The organism is Thermus oshimai DSM 12092, from assembly GCF_000373145.1.
In the GTDB taxonomy this organism is placed as follows: Bacteria; Deinococcota; Deinococci; order Deinococcales; family Thermaceae; genus Thermus; species Thermus oshimai.
Map to the genome: position 1 here is coordinate 1 of NZ_KB890606.1, position 18109 is coordinate 18109.

The following is an 18109-nucleotide window of genomic DNA, read 5'->3' on the forward strand; positions in this document are numbered from 1 at the left end:
GTTTTGGACCGGGCGGGGTGGCACACGTCTGGGCGGTTGGAGGTACCGGAGGGGATCCGCTTGGTCTTTCTGCCACCTTACAGTCCTGAGCTGCAACCGGCGGAGCGGGTGTGGCCGTTGGTGAACGAGGCGGTGGCCAACCGGTACTTTGCGACCCTGGAGGAGATGATGGGGGTGGTGGCCGAGCGGTGCCGGACCCTTGAGGAGGACCCAGCCACGGTGCGCAGGCATACCCTCTTTCACTGGTGGCCTAGGGTGAAGGAATCTACGTAAAGGGGTATGAAAAGGTTGAAGGGTCAGATCACATCAGGAGGAGGCTAAAGGTGTACAAGCCTAGGGGCGCGGCTCAGACCGGACCCTGCCCTGGGGGAGGGGCGGCGGTTGCTGTGGCCTTTTGGGGTGGCTTCTGGAGGGGGATACACGCCGGATGGTCGGTTGGGGCGGGAAGCGTTGGGGGTGTTCCGTCCCCGGGGGGGCGTGTTGCTGGCGGGTGTGGGGGGTATTTGCAGGAGAGGAAGGCGCTTACGGCCATGAGGCGGGCGTTTTTGGAGCTGGTGGCCTATGGGCTGCGGGTCCTCCTCAGCCTCCTTCCCCCTCCGGAGGGGCGTAAGGCGATTTATCAGCCAAGCCCCTCTGGCCTTGACCGTGCGAATGATCTTCGGTTATTCGACCCTTGCATCCCCCTACACTAGGGGTAAACCCCTACGAGCCTTTCCCCCAATGGGAGAGTTCTGCAACCACCTCTTCCAGAAGCCTCACCTTCAGCGGGACCACGAAGGGCTGATAGGGTTCAAAATACACGTACGAGTACCCCACGATGGGCTCGGAAAGCAAAAATCCCGTCACCGGGGCGAAGGCTACCTTGACCTTATGGAGAACCTTGGCATCCTCCTCGCTGGAAACGTGCTTGACAAGGAAGTTCTCCGTTTGCGCGAGGATCTCCTTGGGGATATCCGAGGGGGACTGGGTAGAGTAAAGCATGCCCATGCCGTACTTCCGCCCCTCTTTGGCCACGCGGTAGAAGGGCCCCGCCTCGTCCCTAAGGAGATTATGGGCCTCTTCGATGACCACGATGAAGTCCGCCTGCCTCTCCCCATAAAGCTCCACGGCCTCCTGGAAGAGTTCGGCCATGAGGTGCTTGGTGAAGAAGTCCGCCATCTCCCCCAGGGAGGGAAGGTCCAGGATGACCACCTTTCCCCGCTCCTCAAAGAGGTCGGCCTTTACACGGGCCACCAGGTCCTGTTCCTCTCCAGGCGCATGTAACCTGTTGAGGAAGGAAAGGCGGTTCTTAAAGCGGTATAGGTCCCGGGTACCCCCGGAAGCCTTTTTGCTCTTCCTCCTCTCCCCTTCCTGATCCCCTTCTTCCTCTTCCTCGTCCTGGGACCCTATGTCGAGCCTGGCCCTCAACTCCTCCCACCCTTCCCGCGAGTCAAGGCGGTAGGTCTGCTTGCCAAGGCGAACGGTAAACCCTGGGGAGGAGGCTAAACCCACACCCCTTAGGGCTCCGTAAACGTAGGCCATCCGGTTGGGGACGGCTTCCACGTCCTCCCAACCGAAGTAGACCCCCTCCAGGTACTGCGGGGGTTTTTCCCCAAGGAAGACCGACCGGTGGTAGGCCAGCTCCACCGCCAGGCGGGGGTGCTTGTAGAAGTCCACCTTGAGGGGGCGCACCTCCACGTACTCGGCCAAGTCTTCAAGGCCCTTCCCGTGGCGGTTGGTGTAGAAGACGATGCGCCCCTTGAGGCCAAGCCGGGCAAAGGCCTGCACCAGGCCCATCTCCGTAGTACTAGTGGTCTGAACCGCGTACTCCCCGTTGAGGTCGAAGATAAGGAACCCCGTTTCGGGGAAGGCGTGGGCCACCAGGGTGATGATCACCTTGTTCTCGTTGCTCTTGCCGAAGCCCGTCTTGCCGAAGTTGGCCGTCCTCCGCCCGCGGAAAAGGGCGGGGTCCACGGTTTTGCCCGCATCTTTATGCTCGGCCCCGGGCTCGTAGCCGCTCCCGTAGCAAAGGTACCCCAACCGGACCCTTCCCCCTGCATTTCCCTCCCCACCGCCTTGGGGAACCCCCACCGTGAGGTCCACCACCCGGGCCAGCTCGGCCTCCGTAAAGGGGTAGACCTCCACCCGGGTGATGGGCGGGATGGTACGGGTGGAGGGGTAGAAGCGGAGATGCCCTTCCTCCTCCCCCAGGGCCCCGAGGATCACCAACACGAAGTGGAGGAAGTTATGCTCCTTAGCAGTCCAGACATCCTTCTTCAGGAAATCGGGGTCGTTCATGTGGCCGAGGCCCATCTCCCGAAGGTAGTCCCGTCCGGAAAGAGGGGCATAGTAGGCATCCCGTACCATGGCCACATAACGTCTCCGCCCCCCCCTTTCCTCGAAGACCACTTCCAGGAACTCCCCCAAAAGGGGCTTACGCTCCGCCCCAATCTCCTTGGGGGTGATGAGGAGCACCAGCTCCGTCCAGTACTCCCTCCGGCGGGACTCCACCACCACCCCCAGCTTTTCTTTGGCCGGCACCTGGCCCGTCATACCTGGAGGATCCTCATGTACTTCCACCAGCGCTCCTCAGGAAGCCTTTCTCTTAACCGTTCCATGATGGCCCTTCTCAGCTTTTGCGAGAGCCCCTCTCCAATGGAGGCCCGGCCGTGGGCTTCCTGCAGATACCCCACAGAGCCTCCGAAAAGGGCGCTCCTGGCCTCCTTTAGGACAGCGCCTATGGTCTTTACGCCTTCCTCGTCCACCCTCTCGGGAATGTCCAGAACCGCCACCGCCTGGCCCGGTTCCAGGGTTTCCTCAAAGAGGCGCAGGACATACCGCCTGCCCAGGCTGAAGGTCTGCTCCGCTTCCGCGTTCCATTGGCGCTCGTACTTGTAGGCCTCTTTCATGAGTTCCTCAGGCACACGGATGAGGAAGCGGCCATGCCCCAGCCGGTTTGCCTGGTCTTCCAGCCACTCCGAGATGACCAGGGAGATAAGGCCCTCCTGCACCATCCGGGAGCGCTTGGAAACACCCACGATAAGGGCCCCGCTTTGGGCAAAGTAGTCCTTCAGCTTCTTCCTGAAGCTGTTCTCCACCCCGGTCTGGGCCAGGCGGCCGTCCTTGATGAGGAGAAGCCGGGAAGGCCCCACAGCCCCGGAGAAGCCTTCCAGTATCCAGACCATATACGCCCACTCCAGGACCTCTCTCAAGACCCGGGTAAAACCTTCCAGATCCTTCTGGTAGTACGTCCCGAGGTCCTGGAGCCCAATCTTCGTCCTCCGGGAGAAGACCTGGAGGATCTCCCCTACAGCCCCCCATTCCCCCGAAAACCGGGCCCTCATGGCCTCCCGGGCCCTCTCCCGAAACCCATCCGCTTCTCCTAGGCCTAAGAGGGCCGGAGGGGCGATCTGATCCTCGACGGGAGGGAAGCGGAGCTCCTTTCCGCGCCCTCCCCAGGGAAAGGGCGAGGCGGAAACCCGCACCAACCCTATGGAGAGGAAGGGGTGTTCCCGGAAAAGGATGGACTGCCCTCCATCTACGGCTATGGCCACGGGGATCGGAGGATCTTGGGGGAGGTCAAAGGGGATGACATCCTCCTCCTTCAGGGTCTTTGAGAGATCCTCTACCTTGTCAAAGAACCTGCAGTAAGCATCCACCACCCCTTCGTCTATCCGCTCCAAAAACCTCTCTACCCCGAACGGATTGGAGGGCTCTCCCGCGTAGGGCATTGTCCACCCAAGAACAGGGTAGCACGTCTAGCCGTACCGGTTCCCGTATTTGGGCATCCGCCAGTAGCGCCCGATGAGGGCCCTCTCCTCCTCCGAAAGGAGGGGAAGCCCGGTGGAAGCCTGCAGGGCCTCGAGGCGCTCCAGGATGGCCCGCCTGGCCCCTAGGGTCAGCCTGCCCGGAACCCCATTCGGGCGAAGAACCCGGTTTTCGGGCCGGGCGCAGAACTCCAGGAGCCAGGTTCTGAACTCCAGGAGGGGGCGGTACCGCTCCCCATCCCGGGTGGCCGCGATTCTGGCCAGGGCCTTCTCCTGGCGCACCACCGTGCAGGCCCAGCACCCGAAGCGGGTGTCCCGGCCCCCGTAGACCCCCTCGAGGCCCCCCGTGGGGTAGCCCCAGGAGGGGGCCACGTAGTTGAGGAAATCCCACACCTGGCACTCCCGCCAGAAGGCGATGGGGGCCAGGTAGAGGGCCCCGAGGCGATGGCTCTCCTCAAACCAGACCCCCTGGCCGCACTCTCCACCCCGGGAGCAGGAGAGGTGGAGGCGGGCATCCCGCGCGTCCGACTCCCCGAACCGCACCCCCGTGAGGATGACCGGTTTCCCCCCAAGCCCCCGGACGATGCCGTCCATGGGGGCCACCTTGAGCCGCTTGGTGCACCACCGGAACCGGTTGTGGGGTGGGGGGTAGCCCTTCCCGATGACCTGCACCCAGAAGCTCTCCTCGGGGCGGGGCCGGGCGATGTGCACCCTGAGGGGCGGGTGGAGCCTCCCGAGGGCCTCGAGGAAGGAGAGGGCGTGGGCGTGGAGGGTGGGGATCTCCAGCCCCGTGTCCGCGTAAATCAGGTGGGCCTCTCCAGGATAACCCTTGCTCTTTAGCCATTCAAGTGTCAAAACGGCAAGGGCGGTGGAGTCCTTCCCCCCGGAGTAGGTGAGAACCCAGCGGTCCACCCCCCGGGAGAGGGCCCCCTCCAGGGCCCGGTGGGCCAGGGCCACCGCCTCCTTGAGATCCCCCCCAGACAGGGCCTCCAGGGGAGAGGGGAGGAGGGCCTCAAGGGGAATCGCGCTCATGCCCCTTCTCCTAGGGTGCCGAAGACCCTACTCAGGGTAGGCTCCACCTCACGGAAGACCCCCACCGTTTCCACCGCCGCCCGCACCGCCCGCCCGATGTGCTCCAGGAGCCAACGGGGATTCCCCTCTTCCCTTAGAAGCTTGTTGGGATCCCAGACGATGGCGGGGCCCTTGCCCTGGGGCACCTTCTCCTCCACCTTGAAGTACCGGACGATCCAGGTGAGGGGGTCGTACCCCCCGGGTTGCCAGAGGAAGGCCTCCTGGGGAATCCCCTTGAGTTCCACCCACTCGTTATACTGGAGGGTTCCCTTCTCCCTGTCCAGCCTCATTCGCTCCACCCGGTAGCGGTCGTAGGGATCCTCGGGGGCCTTGGGATCCACCTCCTCCACCAGGGGGTAGGGGTCAAGGCCCTCGTACTCTGCGTGGAGCTTCAGGAGCTTCTTCCCCGCCTCGACCAGGGCCCGGAAGTCTTCAGGGGCCCCGGGAAGGGGGAGCCGGGGCAGGCCGCCCTGTTTGAGGTCCTCCGCGAAGGTTTCCGCGTAGAGGGGGTGGGAAAGGACGGCGTAGACAAAGGCGAAGAGATCCTCAGGGGACACGTCCCCATAACGTTCCTTGAAGAGCTTTAGGGCTTCTGCCTTGATGTTGGAGCGCTTTTCTAGGGTTGGGTTTGAGGCATCCCCAAGGGTAAAGGCGGGTTCGTAGACGTAAAGGGGGAAGAGCTGGGTGCGGGTGACGAAGTCTAGGCTAACAACCACCTTTGTAGCCAAGGCAATGCTCCCTTGGGCTGTTCCTTGGCTGACCCCTATGGCTACGTTCTCCACTTCGGGGGTGGGCCACATGCGGGGGGTTTGGTAGACGCTGTTGTTGAATAACTCGCTGAAGTAAAGCCAGAGGGGCACGAAAGGTCGGTAGTTTGACCGATAGATCCTTTCCCGTTCGTAAGCTTCGGCTTTGCCCCTCAAAAGATCTGCTTTGAGAAATCCATCCCACTTGATGAGGCTTTCGTCTTTCTTATCGGTTTTATCGTTCTCAATCTTCTCTTCTAGATTCTTCTCGGTGATCTCTCCCCTCTTTACCCTCTCCAGGTAGGCCTCGTAGGTGGCGATGAATCGCCTCATATGGCGCTCCAGCTCCGCCCTAGAGGGGTTGAAGGTGTAGGCATCACGGTTAGTTTTCACTCCACCAGATCGCACCTCGAACACCTTCTCCGCCGGTACCATTTGCTCCCATGCCCCGCTGGCCTGCCCCAGCCACTCCTCCAGGGGTACCTCCCGCCAGGGGGTACCAAGGACGGAGCCGCGCTCTTCGACCTCCTTCAGTTTGGCCTCCGCCGAAAGCCTGTCCCTCACCCGGTAGAGGAAGACCTTACCCCGCTCCTGGTGGTCTTTGCGTTTGACCAGGAGGAGGAGGCAAATTCCCGAACGGGTCAGGTTGCCAAATGGGTTTCCCCCCTCATTTCTCCGTTCCTCCCCTTTGGTTCTCGCATCCCCCCGAAGATCGTAGACATAGACCTCGGCGAACTCCTCCACCAGGGAGGCCCGCAAGCCCCGGGCCGCCTTCCCCGCAAGCCAGCCGTTGTTGGTCACCAGGGCGACGACCCCCTCCTCCACCCGGTCGGTGGCCATGCGCAGGGCATGGATGTAAAGGTCGTAGAGGGAGTTCAAAAGCTTGCCCTGTCTGGACTCCCCAGGGGGGAGGAGTTCCCAGAACCGCCGGACGTAGGTCTCCTCTATCCGCTTCCTGATCTTGGGGTAGCGGGCATTCCTCCCCTGCCCCTCTCGTTCGGCCCAGGCTCGCCACGGGGGGTTGGAGAGAACCACCTGGATGGGGCTTTCCACCTGCCGCTTGATGCGGTCGCTGTAGGTTTCGGGGAAGAGGGGGATTTGCGGGAGCCCGCCCTTCTCGTAGGCGTACTCCGCCAGCCGGAAGGAGTCCGCCAGGAGGGCCCCCTCAAAAGGGCGGTACTCCCCGGTGAGATCCAGGGCCTCCGCCTCCACGTTGGCCCGCATCACGTGGTAGGGCAGGAGGAGGATCTCGTTCCCGAACACCTCCCCCCGCTCCAGCTTGGCCCGGGTGCCCTCGGCCCCCAGGTGGTGGAGGAGGCGCACCAGGAAGGTGCCGGTGCCCGCGAAGGGCTCCAGGACGTAGACCCCTTCCCCCTCCAGGCCCCGCCCGAAGTGCTTCTTCAGGAGTTCGTCCGCGCTCCGCACCAGGTAGTCCACCAGCTCCACCGGGGTGTAGGCGATCCCCATCTGATCCGCCACCCGGGAGAAGGCCTTCTTGAAGAAGGTGTCGTAGAGCCTGCGCAGGAAGTCCACCCGCTCCCCCCGGTCGGTGAGGCCCTGGGCTTTCAGGCGCACGCCCTCGTAGAAGCTCTGGAGGGCCTCCGTTTCCCGGGCCACCAGCCCCTCAAAGGTCTGCCAGAGCCCGTCCAAGGCCTCCGTGACGGGGTCCTTCCGGGCCTGCCTGAGTTCCCCGAAGAGGGCATCGAACACCGGCCCGGTGAGGAGGTGCTGCACCAGCATGAGGAGGGCCTCCTCCTCCCCGATCTCCTCGTTCACCACCTGGCGGAGGGCCTGGAGGAGGGCCTCCATCCCCTTCCGGGCCTCGGGGTGTTCCCGGATCGCCCCCCGCAGGACCCCCTGGAGCCGCTCCGCGATCTTGGCCACCTCCTCCGCCCAGTCCTCCAGGTACCTCTCCCCCAGGCCCAGGCGCTTTACCAGCTTGCCCTTGATCACGGGGACGATGGCCCTTAGCTCCTCCCTCTCCAGGAGCCCGTCGAAGAGGAGGGGGGAAGACCCCTGGACATCCACCCTCACCGTGTCCCCGCTCTCCCTTTGGCCCTCGCCCTCCCCGGAAGCCCCCCTCACCAGCACCGCCCGGGTGCGGGCATCGAAGGTCTTGTCCACCGCCCGGAGGGCCGAGAGCACCTGCCACACCGTGCGGTAGCCCGCCCGTTCCAGCTCCGCCCCCTCGTCCTTCCCCCGCACGATGACCGGGAGGATCACGTAGCCGTAGGTCTTCCCCGGAGCCTTGCGCATGGCCCGGCCCACCGCCTGGATCACGTCCACCACGCTGTCCCGGGGGTGCATGAACACCACCCCGTCCAGGGCGGGCACGTCGATGCCCTCGGTGAGCACCTTGGCGTTGGTGAGGACGTGAACCGTGTCGGGCTCCTCTTCTGCAAGCCACCCGAGGAGCATCCGGCGATTGTAGGCAGAGTGGCTTCCGTCGATGTGCCGGATCTCCACCCCCTTGGGATCCTCCTCGGGGAAGAGGCCCGCCTCCCGGGCTGCTTGGGCCACCTTCACCAGCTCCGCCTCCAGGTCTTTGGACTTACGGATGGAGGGGTTGAAGACGATGACCCGCTTGAAGTCCACCTCTTCCCCCTCCACGTGCCCCTGGAGGACCCGCCAGAGCCCGATGGCCTTCAGGGTTTCCTCCACAGGGAGGGCCTGTGCCCTAAGCAGGTAGTGCGAGAGCTTTTCCTGAGCCTCCTCGGGAATGCCGAAGACGATGACCTTGTAGTCCGAGAGGTACCCCGCCCTCACCGCCTCCGCGAAGGTGTACTCGAAGAGGGTGGGCCCGTAGACCTCCTCGTTGTCCATGGAGAAGATCTCCACCTGCACCTCTTCCTGGGGTGGGGCGAGAAGGGCTCCTCTCCTCCTGCCCGAAGCCGCCTCCCCGTTCCCCCCACCCCGCACCTCGTAGACCCTAGGGGTGGCGGTCATGTAGAGGCGGCGGTGGGCCCGGATCCGCTCGTCCTTGTGCACCGCGGCGAAGGGGGACTCCTGTCCCCTGAGCCCGGCCACCGCCGTGCGGTGGGCCTCGTCCATGACCATGAGGGCGAAGGGCCCCACCCCGTGCGCCTTCTGGGCCTGCTCCAGCACCTCCGAGGACTGGTAGGTGGAGAGGAGCACCACGATCTCCTCGGGGTGCCGGGCCCGGATCTCCTTCAGGGCAGAGGCCAGCTCCTCCGCGCGGGTGGTAGGGGGGATGTGGAGGAGGGAGAGCTTAGAGAGGGTGTCCTCGTCCGTCCGCCCTACCCCCTGGTCCGAAACCACCGCCAGGTAGCGCAGGGGCTTCAGGGCGTTCTCCTCAAAAGCCCGCAGGGTCTGGTCCAGGAGGGCGATAGAGGGGGCGAAGAAGACCGCCACCTCCCCGGGGGAAACGAGGGCCTCGATGGCCCGGAGGGCCACCAGGGTCTTCCCCGTGCCCGGGGGCATGATGAGCTTGCCCCGGCCCCCCGCCTTCAGCTTCTCCTGGATCTTCTCCAGGGCCTCCTCCTGGTAGGGGCGGAGGGCCCTCGGCTCCTTCTTCTTCAGGGCCTCCAGGTTCTCAGGATCCAGGGAGTCGGGGTCCAGCCCGGCGAGGAGGTCCTCCTCCTTGAGAACGACCACCCGCCGGGGGAGCCCCGAAAGCTTGTTCTCCGCCTCCGTGGTCACCCCGCTCGGGGCCACAAGGAGGCCCCCTTTGAACCCATAAAGGTCCAGGCTCCCCACGAAGGTGCCCAGGGCCTTCCACCCCAAGGGCTCGTCCCAGAGCTTGACCTGGATCCCCCAGGCCTCCCCGGTTTCCTCCACCCCCACCAGGTCTATCCCCGTGTCCTTGGAGGCAAGACCCCTCTCCCGGGCCCACTCCCCCCACGGGAGCACACGGGTAAAGGTGCGGCTCCACTCGGGGTGGAGTTCCTTCAGAACCTTGCGGACAAAGCGCTCGAAGAGCTTAGGGCCCTCCTGGCCGTACTTTTGGAAGCGTTCATGTAGGAAGCCCTTTGCTGAGGGCTTTAGGGGAAAGAGTTCTTGGAACACACCGACCTCCTTTTGGGGATTCTAAACCTCATATTCGAGACCTAGGCGCTGGGCAAGTCGAGGCCCATTGAGCCAGGTGCAGGTAATAGGATCCACCTCACCAGAAGAAAGCGCTTCGTATAAAGCCTGGAGTCCCTTGACCCCATAGTGCTTCTTGAGGTAGCGTATCCGCCGGTGAAAGATATCTTCCCGACCTCTAGTCAGAGGAGCATAAGCCCGAAGCGCCGCCTCTAGTTGGGCAAGGGAGGAGGGCTGAGGAAACTTATCCTTTCGGTAACTTAGATCCTGGAGCGGGGGAGCACCCGACCTGAAACGTACATCGCTAGGGCTAGTAAGCCTTTCATGAAAATGGCTTTTGGCCCAAGCGTACCAACCGACGAGGGTACCTTCTGCTGTGTGGGCCACCGCTTTCCACTTGCGACCAATATCGAGAGCTTCCCCCAAAATCTCCATCCGTCGAGCCCTTGCAGCAAAGAAAAAGGCTTCTCGCACACGCCCTGGATCTTCCCCTGCCATGATCTTACGGTACAGGAGTTTCCCCGTACCCATGTAGATTGCCACTGCTTGAAGAAACCAAAGAAAAGCCAAAAGGGTTTCTCGGGAAACCCCTTCCAATAGGGAACCTGCTTTCACAGGAATGGCTCCTAGGTGAGCTTCCTCTTCCAGGAAGTCCCATGCAACCCCTTCGACGCCTGCTTCTTCAGAAATACGAGTCATGGAGTCTAACCACCTTTGCATTTCCTGGGTTGTCGGGAGATAGGATGGAGGAACAGGGGCAGTAAAACCTGGGGGAAGAAACGGGCTTAGCTTAAGGATATCCTCATAAACCAGGTAGGCCTGAAAGCGGATAGATCCATCCCTATCCCTAAGGTAGCGAAGGATAAAATCCCATGCCCCATCGGCTTCAGCCATCGTTTGAAGCCCTAAAGGCGCTTCCTCAGGAGGGAGGGAAACCACTTTTTGGCCTTCATGGCTACTGGGGCTAGAAACTTTTGTTTTCAAGGGAAAGATCAGAGCTGGAGAAAGGTCTTCCTCTTCCTCCTCCACATTCCCGGAAAGCTTCTCTAAACTCAGATGCTCCTTGGCTCGGGTAATGGCCACATAGAAGAGGTTCTCCTCCTCCTGGAGCTCAGGGGAAACTTTTGCGGGCGGACCCTCACCCCTAAGCCAGCGCCCTGCGCCTTTCCAGAGGAAGTCCCTCCAGAGGAGCACTCGGTCCCATTCCCGCCCCTTGGCCTTATGGGCCGTAGATAGAACAAGGGAAACCCCCTCTTCCTCAAAGGCGTGCATGGCTTTCACCCGGTCAGCCAACCCCCGGAGGTCGGGGTACTTGCGAGCTAGCTTCAGGAGTCCCTTCAGGAAAGGGTTGACTTGGGCCAACTCCCATGCTTCTTTCCAAGACTCCACAATTAGCAGATCGGGATGTGGGTGCCGCCTTGGAACCCCCTCCTTGAGATCTGCCAGATCCTCTAAAAGCTGAACCACCTCCTTCACACCCCCCACCACATGGGCCTTTCCCCTGGGAAGGTCTTGCCCCAGCTCCAGAAGAGCTTCCAGAAGGCCTAGGTTGGTGCGGGTTAGGACGGTAAAGGGGTAGGAGGGCCTGGCGGAGTTCACCTCCGTGGGCCAATTGGCCTTCCCCACCACCCCCACCGGCCCCTGGCTTTGCCTAGAGGTCACCTCCCGGACAAACCGGGCCAGCCCCTCACCAAATCGGAAGCTCCAGCTCAGCTGGCTTTCCGGCAGGTTTACCCCCGCCATGGCGTTTACCGCCCCTCTCCAGGCGTAGATCTGCTGGCGAGGGTCCCCCACCAGGACCAGCTGGACTTTCCCCTTCCAAGCTTGAAGTATGGCCTGGAAGTTAGGATCTAGGTCCTGCGCCTCATCCACCAGGACCGCATCCACGGAAGGGGGACGATCCCCAGCCCCCCTCTCCCTCCAGAGGCGCACGTATCCGTCGTGGGAAAGGGGGAAGGGATCGTTTTCGTCCACCATGGCCTGCCAGAGTTCCCATACCCCATCGAGGATGTTTTCTATAAGCTCTTCCGCTACCTGTTTCCTTTGGGCCCACTCGCGGGGAAGGTGGTGGGGTTGGGGCCAGGGATCGGTGGAGCGGATAAAGCGTTCCAAGGTCTCCCGCAGCACGTAGGCTAGGACGGGATCCTCTGGGTCTAGACGCTCTTGGACATCGGCGATGCTGACCTTGCCGTCCGACCTCCTCACCTTTTGCTCATAGGCTCGGTTACCTTTTACCACATGGTCGTGGGCAAAGCCGTGTAGGGTTTTCACATAGGTGTTGCGGGGAAACCTGATCTCAGCCTCCTCCCGCACAGCCCGGTTAAAGGCCAGATAAAGGAGACTTTCCCGCAGGCTCTCCTGGGCCAGGTAGCGCAGGGTGGAGGTCTTTCCCGAGCCCGCCACCGCCACCAGCTTGAAGGACGCCCCCGAGCGGAAGCGGCGGAGGGCCGCCTCCTGCTCCGGCGTGGGGGAAAACCCCTTTGGGCCTGACAGCCGCATGGCCTCGGGACCATTCTAACGGCCAGAAGGGGGCCCGAACAGGAAGGCCCCCGGGGGACATCCCCCGGGGGCCTTCCCTAACCCGCCGTTCTCCCAGCCCTTTTCTCCGGTTTACCCCCACTGCCGTGGGGATGATTCTCAGGCAATGTTCTGTACCGACCTTCACCTTGGTTTACCCCCACCTGCGTGGGGATGTGGCCCGGACCGGGAGAACGTTGTCAAGGTGCACAGCCTCCTAGGAGGCTCAAGGGTAATCTAACTCGAAGGATGGTTTTTGTCAAGAGACCAGGGTGGACCCGTCCCTCTCGGGAGGGCGGCTGCTCTTAACCCCCCAAACGCAGAACAAAAGGGACGGTAACGGGCACTTGTGTTGGAAAAAGTTTGATCGCCTCCCCCCGTCCGTGTTACCCTGAGGATAGCCATGCACGGGATTCCTGGAATAAGGGGAACGGCTGGGGTATCTGTGGTCACCGGTGCGGTCGTCTCATTACCCCGTTTTTTTGGAAGAGAAGTTTGTACATAGGAACCTGGATGGGCAGTTTGCGCTGGTTCTGTTCGAGAGCGGGGCCTTCCGTATCGGCACCCTGACCAACCAACGGATCCTCTACCCGGCGTTGGAGGAATACGCGCACCTCCTCCACAGGGGGTAGGTCACCAGGGAGGAGATAGAGCGGATGGGCCGACCCACAGGGTTTATTGATCTCATCCCCGGCCCCTACTGGAAACCCGACGGAGAGGGAGGGTATGAGCCCGTCCCCGTCGAGGAAATCGGTGCCCCGTTTGACCCTGTATTTCTTCTGAACAAGGAGGCGTTTGAACGGGCATTGGGGCCAATCTAGGCCGGCTCCTCCAGAAGGGCCTCCTCCAGGTGGTAGCTGTGCGCCTCCCGCTCGGGGGCGGTCAGCATCCAGTCCAGGAGCTCCTCCAGGGTGGGGAACCCGGGCAACGCCTGGATGACCCGGTAGGCCAGATCATCGATGGGTGCCAGGGTGCCGTAGCAGCCCTTGTACCCCGTGGTGAAGGAGAAGAGGGTGAAGTGCCCGTCCGCGATGGCCTCGGCCCGCCTCCTGACCAACCGCAGCTTGTCCGCGATGGGGTTCATCCCTGTTCCTCCCAGAGAGGGAGTATATCGGCCTGGGGTTTTCCCCCCGGAGCTGCCGGGGGGCAATACAAATTCCCCCCTTTGGGGGGTACCCTCCTAAAATGCCCCTGTGATGAAGTGGAACCGGAGCGTTTGGATCTGGATGGCGGTTTTGATGGCGGCGGTGGGCGCTCTCGGCGCCTACGGGGTGGTCCCGGGGGAGGTCCTCGGGGCCGGGTGGGTGCTGTTTGGACTGGGGGTTGGCCTCAGGCCATACTGGGCCCGTCTCTGGAGCCACTGGGGGAGGTATGTGATGGCCAGGAGGCGCAACAGAATGCTGGATGGGATCTACTTCCACTTCGATGAGGGGATCAACAGGGCGTTTTTTAACGTTGGGTTTGGCATCGTGCAGAGCCTCGATGGTGCCGTTCCCAAAGAAAAGCTCGTTGCGCGTCTGGCCAACGTTTATCGGAACCTGATCCAGGTTCTGGCCGATTCGTTTGTTGAGGAGGCCACCCAATCTGTGGAACAGATCGCAGAAAAAGTGATCGCGGATCTGGAGCGGCGTGGGCACGTGCGTCTGGAGGAAAGGGGGCGCGCGCACAGGCGGTAAGTACGGACATAAACTGAGGGCCCTGGGCCAACCTGCCCAGGGCCCTGTAACCTTTGGCCCAGCCCCTACCAGACCTCCTCAGGACCCTCCCGCTCCGGCAGGGCGAAGGATCCTCAAGGGCACATCCCGCCAGAAGTCCCGGCTCTCCCAATACTGCAGGCTCCCGTAGGCGCAGAGCGGTCGTGTCAAGAGGTTTGTGTAGAAGTTTGTGTACGAGGGGCATACCGCTCCCGTAGCATCCTTTCCAATACCTCCCGCACCTCAGCAAAGCCCTTCAGTCTGCGCTCCGCCCACCTCCCCTCCTGGCGTTCCCCCTCCAGGTACAAGAGCTTGTACACCGCCTCAGGCCGGGGAAACTTATGGCCCCGCACCTTCGTCCCACGCCTCACCTCCCGGATAAACCGCTCCATCAGATGGGTGCTCCGCAAATACGGCCAAAGAACCTCCGGGTACTCGTAAAACCGCAAAAGACTCCGGGAGTCCTCCCACCATCCGGCCACCACACCAGGGTATCTGCTCCCCACGCCTCCCTAAACCCCCCCAGGGCCCTCAACGCCTCCGCCCGGGTCCCCGCCAGGTACACCCCCTTCAAAGCCTCCGCCACCAAGCCCCTGTCCCGCACCCGCACCCCGGCTAGGCTGGAGCGCACCATGTGCACCACGCACCGCTGCCATCCGGCTAGGGGGTACACCCTCCGGATGGCCTCCTCCATACCCGGAAGGCCATCGGTCACGAAGAGCAGAACCCGCCGTAGGCCCCTCTCCCAAAGCTCCCGCAGAACCTCCTCCCACCCCGAGGCCCCCTCCGTGGGGAGGAGCCAAAACCCCAGCAGCATCCTCTCCCCACCTGGGGTGAGGCCTAGGGCCACGTACACCGTCTCCCGCTCCATCCCAAGCCCCTCCCTCAGCACCTTCAAGGAGAAGCCATCCAGGTAGACGAAAGCCATCTCCTCGGGTAAAGGCCGCCTCCGGAAACCCTCCACCCTCTCCAGCACCCCGTCCGTGATGGCGCTGACCGTCTCGTGGGTGTACCGGTGCCCCAGAAGGAGGCTCAGGACCTCGGCCGCCTTGCGCTGGCTGAGGCCTGCGGCGTAGAGGGCGATGGCCACCTCCCCCAGGTCCACGGTGCGGCGGGCGTAGGGTTGGAGGAAGCTGGGGTGGTACCGGCCTTCCCGGTCCCTGGGGACGGCCAGCTCCACCTGGCCGAAGGGGGTTTCCAGCTTGCGGGGGTAGTGGCCGTTTTTGCGCCCGCCGTGTTGCTGTAGGAAGGCTTCCCGGTCGGCTTCCAGGAGAACCTGCAAGACCTCGGTTACCGCTGCCGTTAACACTTCCTTCAAGAGCATCTGCAGGGTATGCTGGTCCATGGGGTACCTCCTCTTGCATCTGGTACCCCCCATTCATACACAAACCTCTACACAAAATTCCTTACACGACCTGCTACACCGTACTTCACACCCCATCGCGGTCAAACCGGTGACTCAAAACTCGCACCTCCCGCATACCCTGCATAAACCCACGCCGCTGCCCTCCCCCGGGGGCCACAGGCCTAGGGCATGGAGCTCCAGCAGGAGGACCCGGACCACCAGGTCCGGCAGCAAGACCCGGGCGGCCAACACCCCTGCCCCCCCACCAGGTGAGCCCTTCCTCCACCCGCACCCAGCGGGCCAAGAGGTAGGCCAAAAGGGGAAGCACCAGAAACCGATGTGCCCCGGCACTCTTCGCTCTCTGAGCAAGGGGAGGGCGAATTTCTAGATCCGAAACACCGGCAGGACCAGCCGGGGTAGGCCCATCCCCCCGGTGAGGAGGTCCAGGTACACCCTCAGGTAGGGCCAGAGGTTGAGGGGCAGATTGCGCTCGGCAAAGACCCGGAAGGTGGCCTCGTCGGGGAATAGGGGAGAGGCGTAGACCCCCTGGATCTCCAGCGCCATGCGTCCGAATGACCCCTCGGCGTCCTTCAGGTTTAGGTCCAGCCTGAGCCCTGCCCGGAATCCCCCTTCTTCCTCCTCGGGCCCCAGGGGCTTAAGGACCATCTCCACCGCCAGCTCCCCCGGGTGGGGCTTGCGATGGAGTTCCGCCTCCACCCGGGAGAGGAACACCTGCCGGATCTCCAGACCCCCGATGAAGCGGCCGTAGGCCTCGGGGTCTACCTCCGGAACCGCCTTGGCTTTGCTGGTCTTCTGACTTCTGCCCTTACCCTTTCCAGCCATGACTAGGCGGCGTGGGAAGCTTCGGAAGAGGCCTCACCCTTCCCCTCAGACCAGGAGAGGTGCACGGTCCAGACCCGAGGCAGGCCGGGGATCGCGCCCACGGGCAGGTAGGCCACCTCCCCCCCTTCCCGGTCCTGGAAGCCCAGGAGGAGCCGGTATCCCAGGGCGTCCGCGTAGCGGGCCAGGCTCTCTAGGGACATGGCCAGGCCCCCGTAGGCCTCCATCTGGGCCACCCGGCTCCGGTGCACCCCCATGCGCCGGGCCACCTCCTCCTGCTTGAGCCCCCGCTTCCGACGGAGCTCCTTGAGGAAGTGGCGGAGCTCCTCCTCCAGGCTCTCCCGGTAAAGCTCCTGGAAGGTACGGTCTTCCAGATCCTCCTGGAAGAACTCGTCCACGCTGGTGAGCTTGCGCATCGTGCGACCTCCCTTCACGGTTTTTCCTTTCTCCCCTTGGCCTTTTGGTTGTACTCCTCGTAGGCCCTCAGGGCGTACTCCACCAGGCTGGGGTCGGCCTTGCTCCTGGACTTCACCTCCCCTGCCGCCGCTACGAAGAGCTTTTCCTCCTGGCGCCAGTAGTAGATGCGCAGGCCGGAGCGGTGGCGGACCTCCCATATGGGCCCCCGGATGTGCTTCACCTGATCCGAGGAGGCCTGGAGCGCCGCGGTGGGGAGGAACTCGCGAAGGAGCCACATGGCCTTGGTGTAGAGATAGGGGTTGTCCCTCTTAAGCCTTCCGAGCCACTCCTTGATCTGGGAGCGGCCCTGGGGGTCCTGGTAGAGGACAACCTTCAATCCCCACCTCGTATGTTAGCTAAAAGTAACTTCTGGGTCAAGTTGCCTGGATCCCTCGTCCACATAGGAAAGCGAACTGCTGTCAGTGGATATTTTACAACCCAATCTCCTTTGTGGTGAAAGGACGGCCTTTTCAAACGCATGCCCCAATTCCTTCCCCCACCAGCCCGATGGCGGGCACCCGGTCCTTCGGGATTCCGGAAAAGAGGGCGTGAAAAGGACGCGAGGCGCAGGGACAAATCCCCCTCTCTTTAAGACCTCCCGCTGCGAGGCCTTTTCCTAAGTGTGCTTTCCAGAACAGAGACCGACGGGGAGGATATTGACTTTTAACTGACCGGATGGTTAAATAACCTTGGGAGGTGATCCCAAGTGCTGGTGTCGGAAGAAGCCCTTTTGGAGAGGATCCGCTCGGGGCGCTTGATTGAAGGGCCCGAGTACGCCACAGAGAAGTACCTGGAAGGCCTTAAGCGCACCCTGGTGGTTTCCGCGGATACAGAGCTCATCAGCGCCCCCGCCTACTTCCGTGCTGCCCAGGATGCTCCCAACATCAACGCCTACATCTCCGCTATGGGAATCATTCAGGACGAGCTGGGGCACGCCCACATCGCCTACCGCCTTCTCCGGGACCTCGGGGTGGATACGGATGCCCTGGTTTTCGAGCGGGATCCAAAGGCCTTCAAGCACCCCTACGCCTTTGATGTGCCTCTGGAGAGCTGGGTGGAGCTGGTGGTGGCCAACGCTTTCTACGACCGGGCCGGGTTTGTCCTGCTAGGGGACGTGTACCGGTCCACCTCTTACGGCCCTTGGAAGCGGGCCCTGGTGAAGGTGGACCGGGAGGAGAACTTCCACCTGCGCCACGGCGAAAGGTGGATGGAGATCCTGGCCCAGGACCCCGAGCAGAAGAAGAAGCTCCAGCGGGCTGTGGACTGGATGTTCGTCCTGACGCTGGAATGGTTTGGCCTTCCGGACAACCTCAAGCGCCACACGGAGCAGATCACCTACGGCCTCAAGGGGAAGACCAACGACCAGCTCCGGCAGGAGTGGATGAGCACCGCTGTTCCCCTCTGCGAACGTCTGGGCCTTAAGGTTCCGGCCCACTACGAGCCCGATCTGGGGCAGTACGTCATCGACGTACCCTTCCCGGCGGAGTTTGATGCGGAGAGAAAGGAGTGGCTCTTTGATAAGGGGCCCATCAGCTGGGACAGGGTGCTGGAGCGCTGGAAAGGCCGTGGCCCGGCCAATGAGGAGTTGGTGAAGGCCATCCAGAGGGGCTACGAGCAGATCCGTAAGGGGCTCAAGGCTTAGGGGGAGGC

Annotated in this window: 12 protein-coding genes and 2 pseudogenes; 4 read left to right on the forward strand and 10 right to left on the reverse strand. The window is 62.8% G+C overall.

What is annotated here, in order from left to right; translation table 11 throughout:
- Together B043_RS0104705 and B043_RS13035 are read left to right on the forward strand one after the other, a co-directional pair.
- Positions 1–273, forward strand: a 273-nt coding sequence (locus B043_RS0104705; protein WP_018461121.1) for a transposase, incomplete at its 5' end; no start/stop codon positions are given.
- A gap of 102 nt (positions 274–375) precedes the next feature.
- Positions 376–620 (forward strand): annotated as a pseudogene (locus tag B043_RS13035) (hypothetical protein); the annotation flags it as partial.
- A gap of 82 nt (positions 621–702) precedes the next feature.
- On the opposite strand, the gene B043_RS0104710 reads toward B043_RS13035, so the two are convergent.
- The 6 genes from B043_RS0104710 to B043_RS0104735 form a co-directional block, all read right to left on the reverse strand.
- On the reverse strand, positions 703–2532 hold the full coding sequence (locus B043_RS0104710; RefSeq protein ID WP_018461122.1) for an ATP-binding protein: 1830 nt from the start codon (positions 2530–2532) through the stop codon (positions 703–705).
- Positions 2529–3662, reverse strand: a complete 1134-nt coding sequence (locus B043_RS12210; RefSeq protein ID WP_155987392.1) for a hypothetical protein — start codon at positions 3660–3662, stop codon at positions 2529–2531. Before B043_RS12210 ends, B043_RS0104710 begins: the two co-directional genes overlap by 4 nt.
- Positions 3663–3737: 75 nt before the next feature.
- The gene (locus tag B043_RS0104720) at positions 3738–4778 is read right to left on the reverse strand and encodes a phosphoadenosine phosphosulfate reductase domain-containing protein (protein WP_018461124.1); all 1041 of its coding nucleotides are present in this window, start codon (positions 4776–4778) and stop codon (positions 3738–3740) included.
- Positions 4775–9589, reverse strand: coding sequence for a type ISP restriction/modification enzyme (locus tag B043_RS13295; RefSeq protein WP_018461125.1), 4815 nt, complete (start codon positions 9587–9589; stop codon positions 4775–4777). The genes B043_RS0104720 and B043_RS13295 overlap by 4 nt, the downstream gene beginning before the upstream one ends.
- A 21-nt stretch (positions 9590–9610) precedes the next feature.
- Positions 9611–12106, reverse strand: coding sequence for a UvrD-helicase domain-containing protein (locus tag B043_RS12575; RefSeq protein ID WP_081623133.1), 2496 nt, complete (start codon positions 12104–12106; stop codon positions 9611–9613).
- Positions 12107–12941: 835 nt separating this feature from the next.
- Positions 12942–13208 carry a hypothetical protein gene (locus tag B043_RS0104735; RefSeq protein WP_018461127.1) on the reverse strand — a complete coding sequence of 89 codons (267 nt, stop codon included), beginning with the start codon at positions 13206–13208 and terminating at the stop codon, positions 12942–12944.
- 112 nt (positions 13209–13320) lie between these two features.
- On the opposite strand from B043_RS0104735, the gene B043_RS0104740 reads away from it, so the two are divergent.
- Entirely contained in the window at positions 13321–13800 is a 480-nt protein-coding gene (locus B043_RS0104740; RefSeq protein ID WP_018461128.1) for a hypothetical protein, read from the forward strand.
- A 185-nt stretch (positions 13801–13985) separates the two neighbouring features.
- Here B043_RS0104740 and B043_RS12215 read toward each other — a convergent pair.
- The 4 genes and pseudogenes from B043_RS12215 to B043_RS12225 all read right to left on the reverse strand — a co-directional run bounded on the left by B043_RS12215 (position 13986) and on the right by B043_RS12225 (position 16796).
- A pseudogene (locus B043_RS12215) lies at positions 13986–15196 on the reverse strand (IS256 family transposase).
- A gap of 351 nt (positions 15197–15547) precedes the next feature.
- Complete coding sequence (locus B043_RS0104755) at positions 15548–16006, reverse strand: hypothetical protein (RefSeq protein WP_018461130.1); 459 nt, start codon at positions 16004–16006, stop codon at positions 15548–15550.
- Between the two features lie 2 nt (positions 16007–16008).
- Positions 16009–16419: a helix-turn-helix domain-containing protein gene (locus B043_RS12220; RefSeq protein ID WP_018461131.1), complete on the reverse strand. Its 411-nt coding sequence runs from the start codon at positions 16417–16419 to the stop codon at positions 16009–16011.
- A 14-nt stretch (positions 16420–16433) separates the two neighbouring features.
- Positions 16434–16796, reverse strand: a complete 363-nt coding sequence (locus tag B043_RS12225) for a hypothetical protein (protein ID WP_018461132.1) — start codon at positions 16794–16796, stop codon at positions 16434–16436.
- 369 nt (positions 16797–17165) lie between these two features.
- Here B043_RS12225 and B043_RS0104770 point away from each other — a divergent pair, with 369 nt between their 5' ends.
- Complete coding sequence (locus B043_RS0104770) at positions 17166–18101, forward strand: Phenylacetic acid catabolic protein (protein ID WP_018461133.1); 936 nt, start codon at positions 17166–17168, stop codon at positions 18099–18101.
- Positions 18102–18109 lie beyond the last annotated feature (8 nt).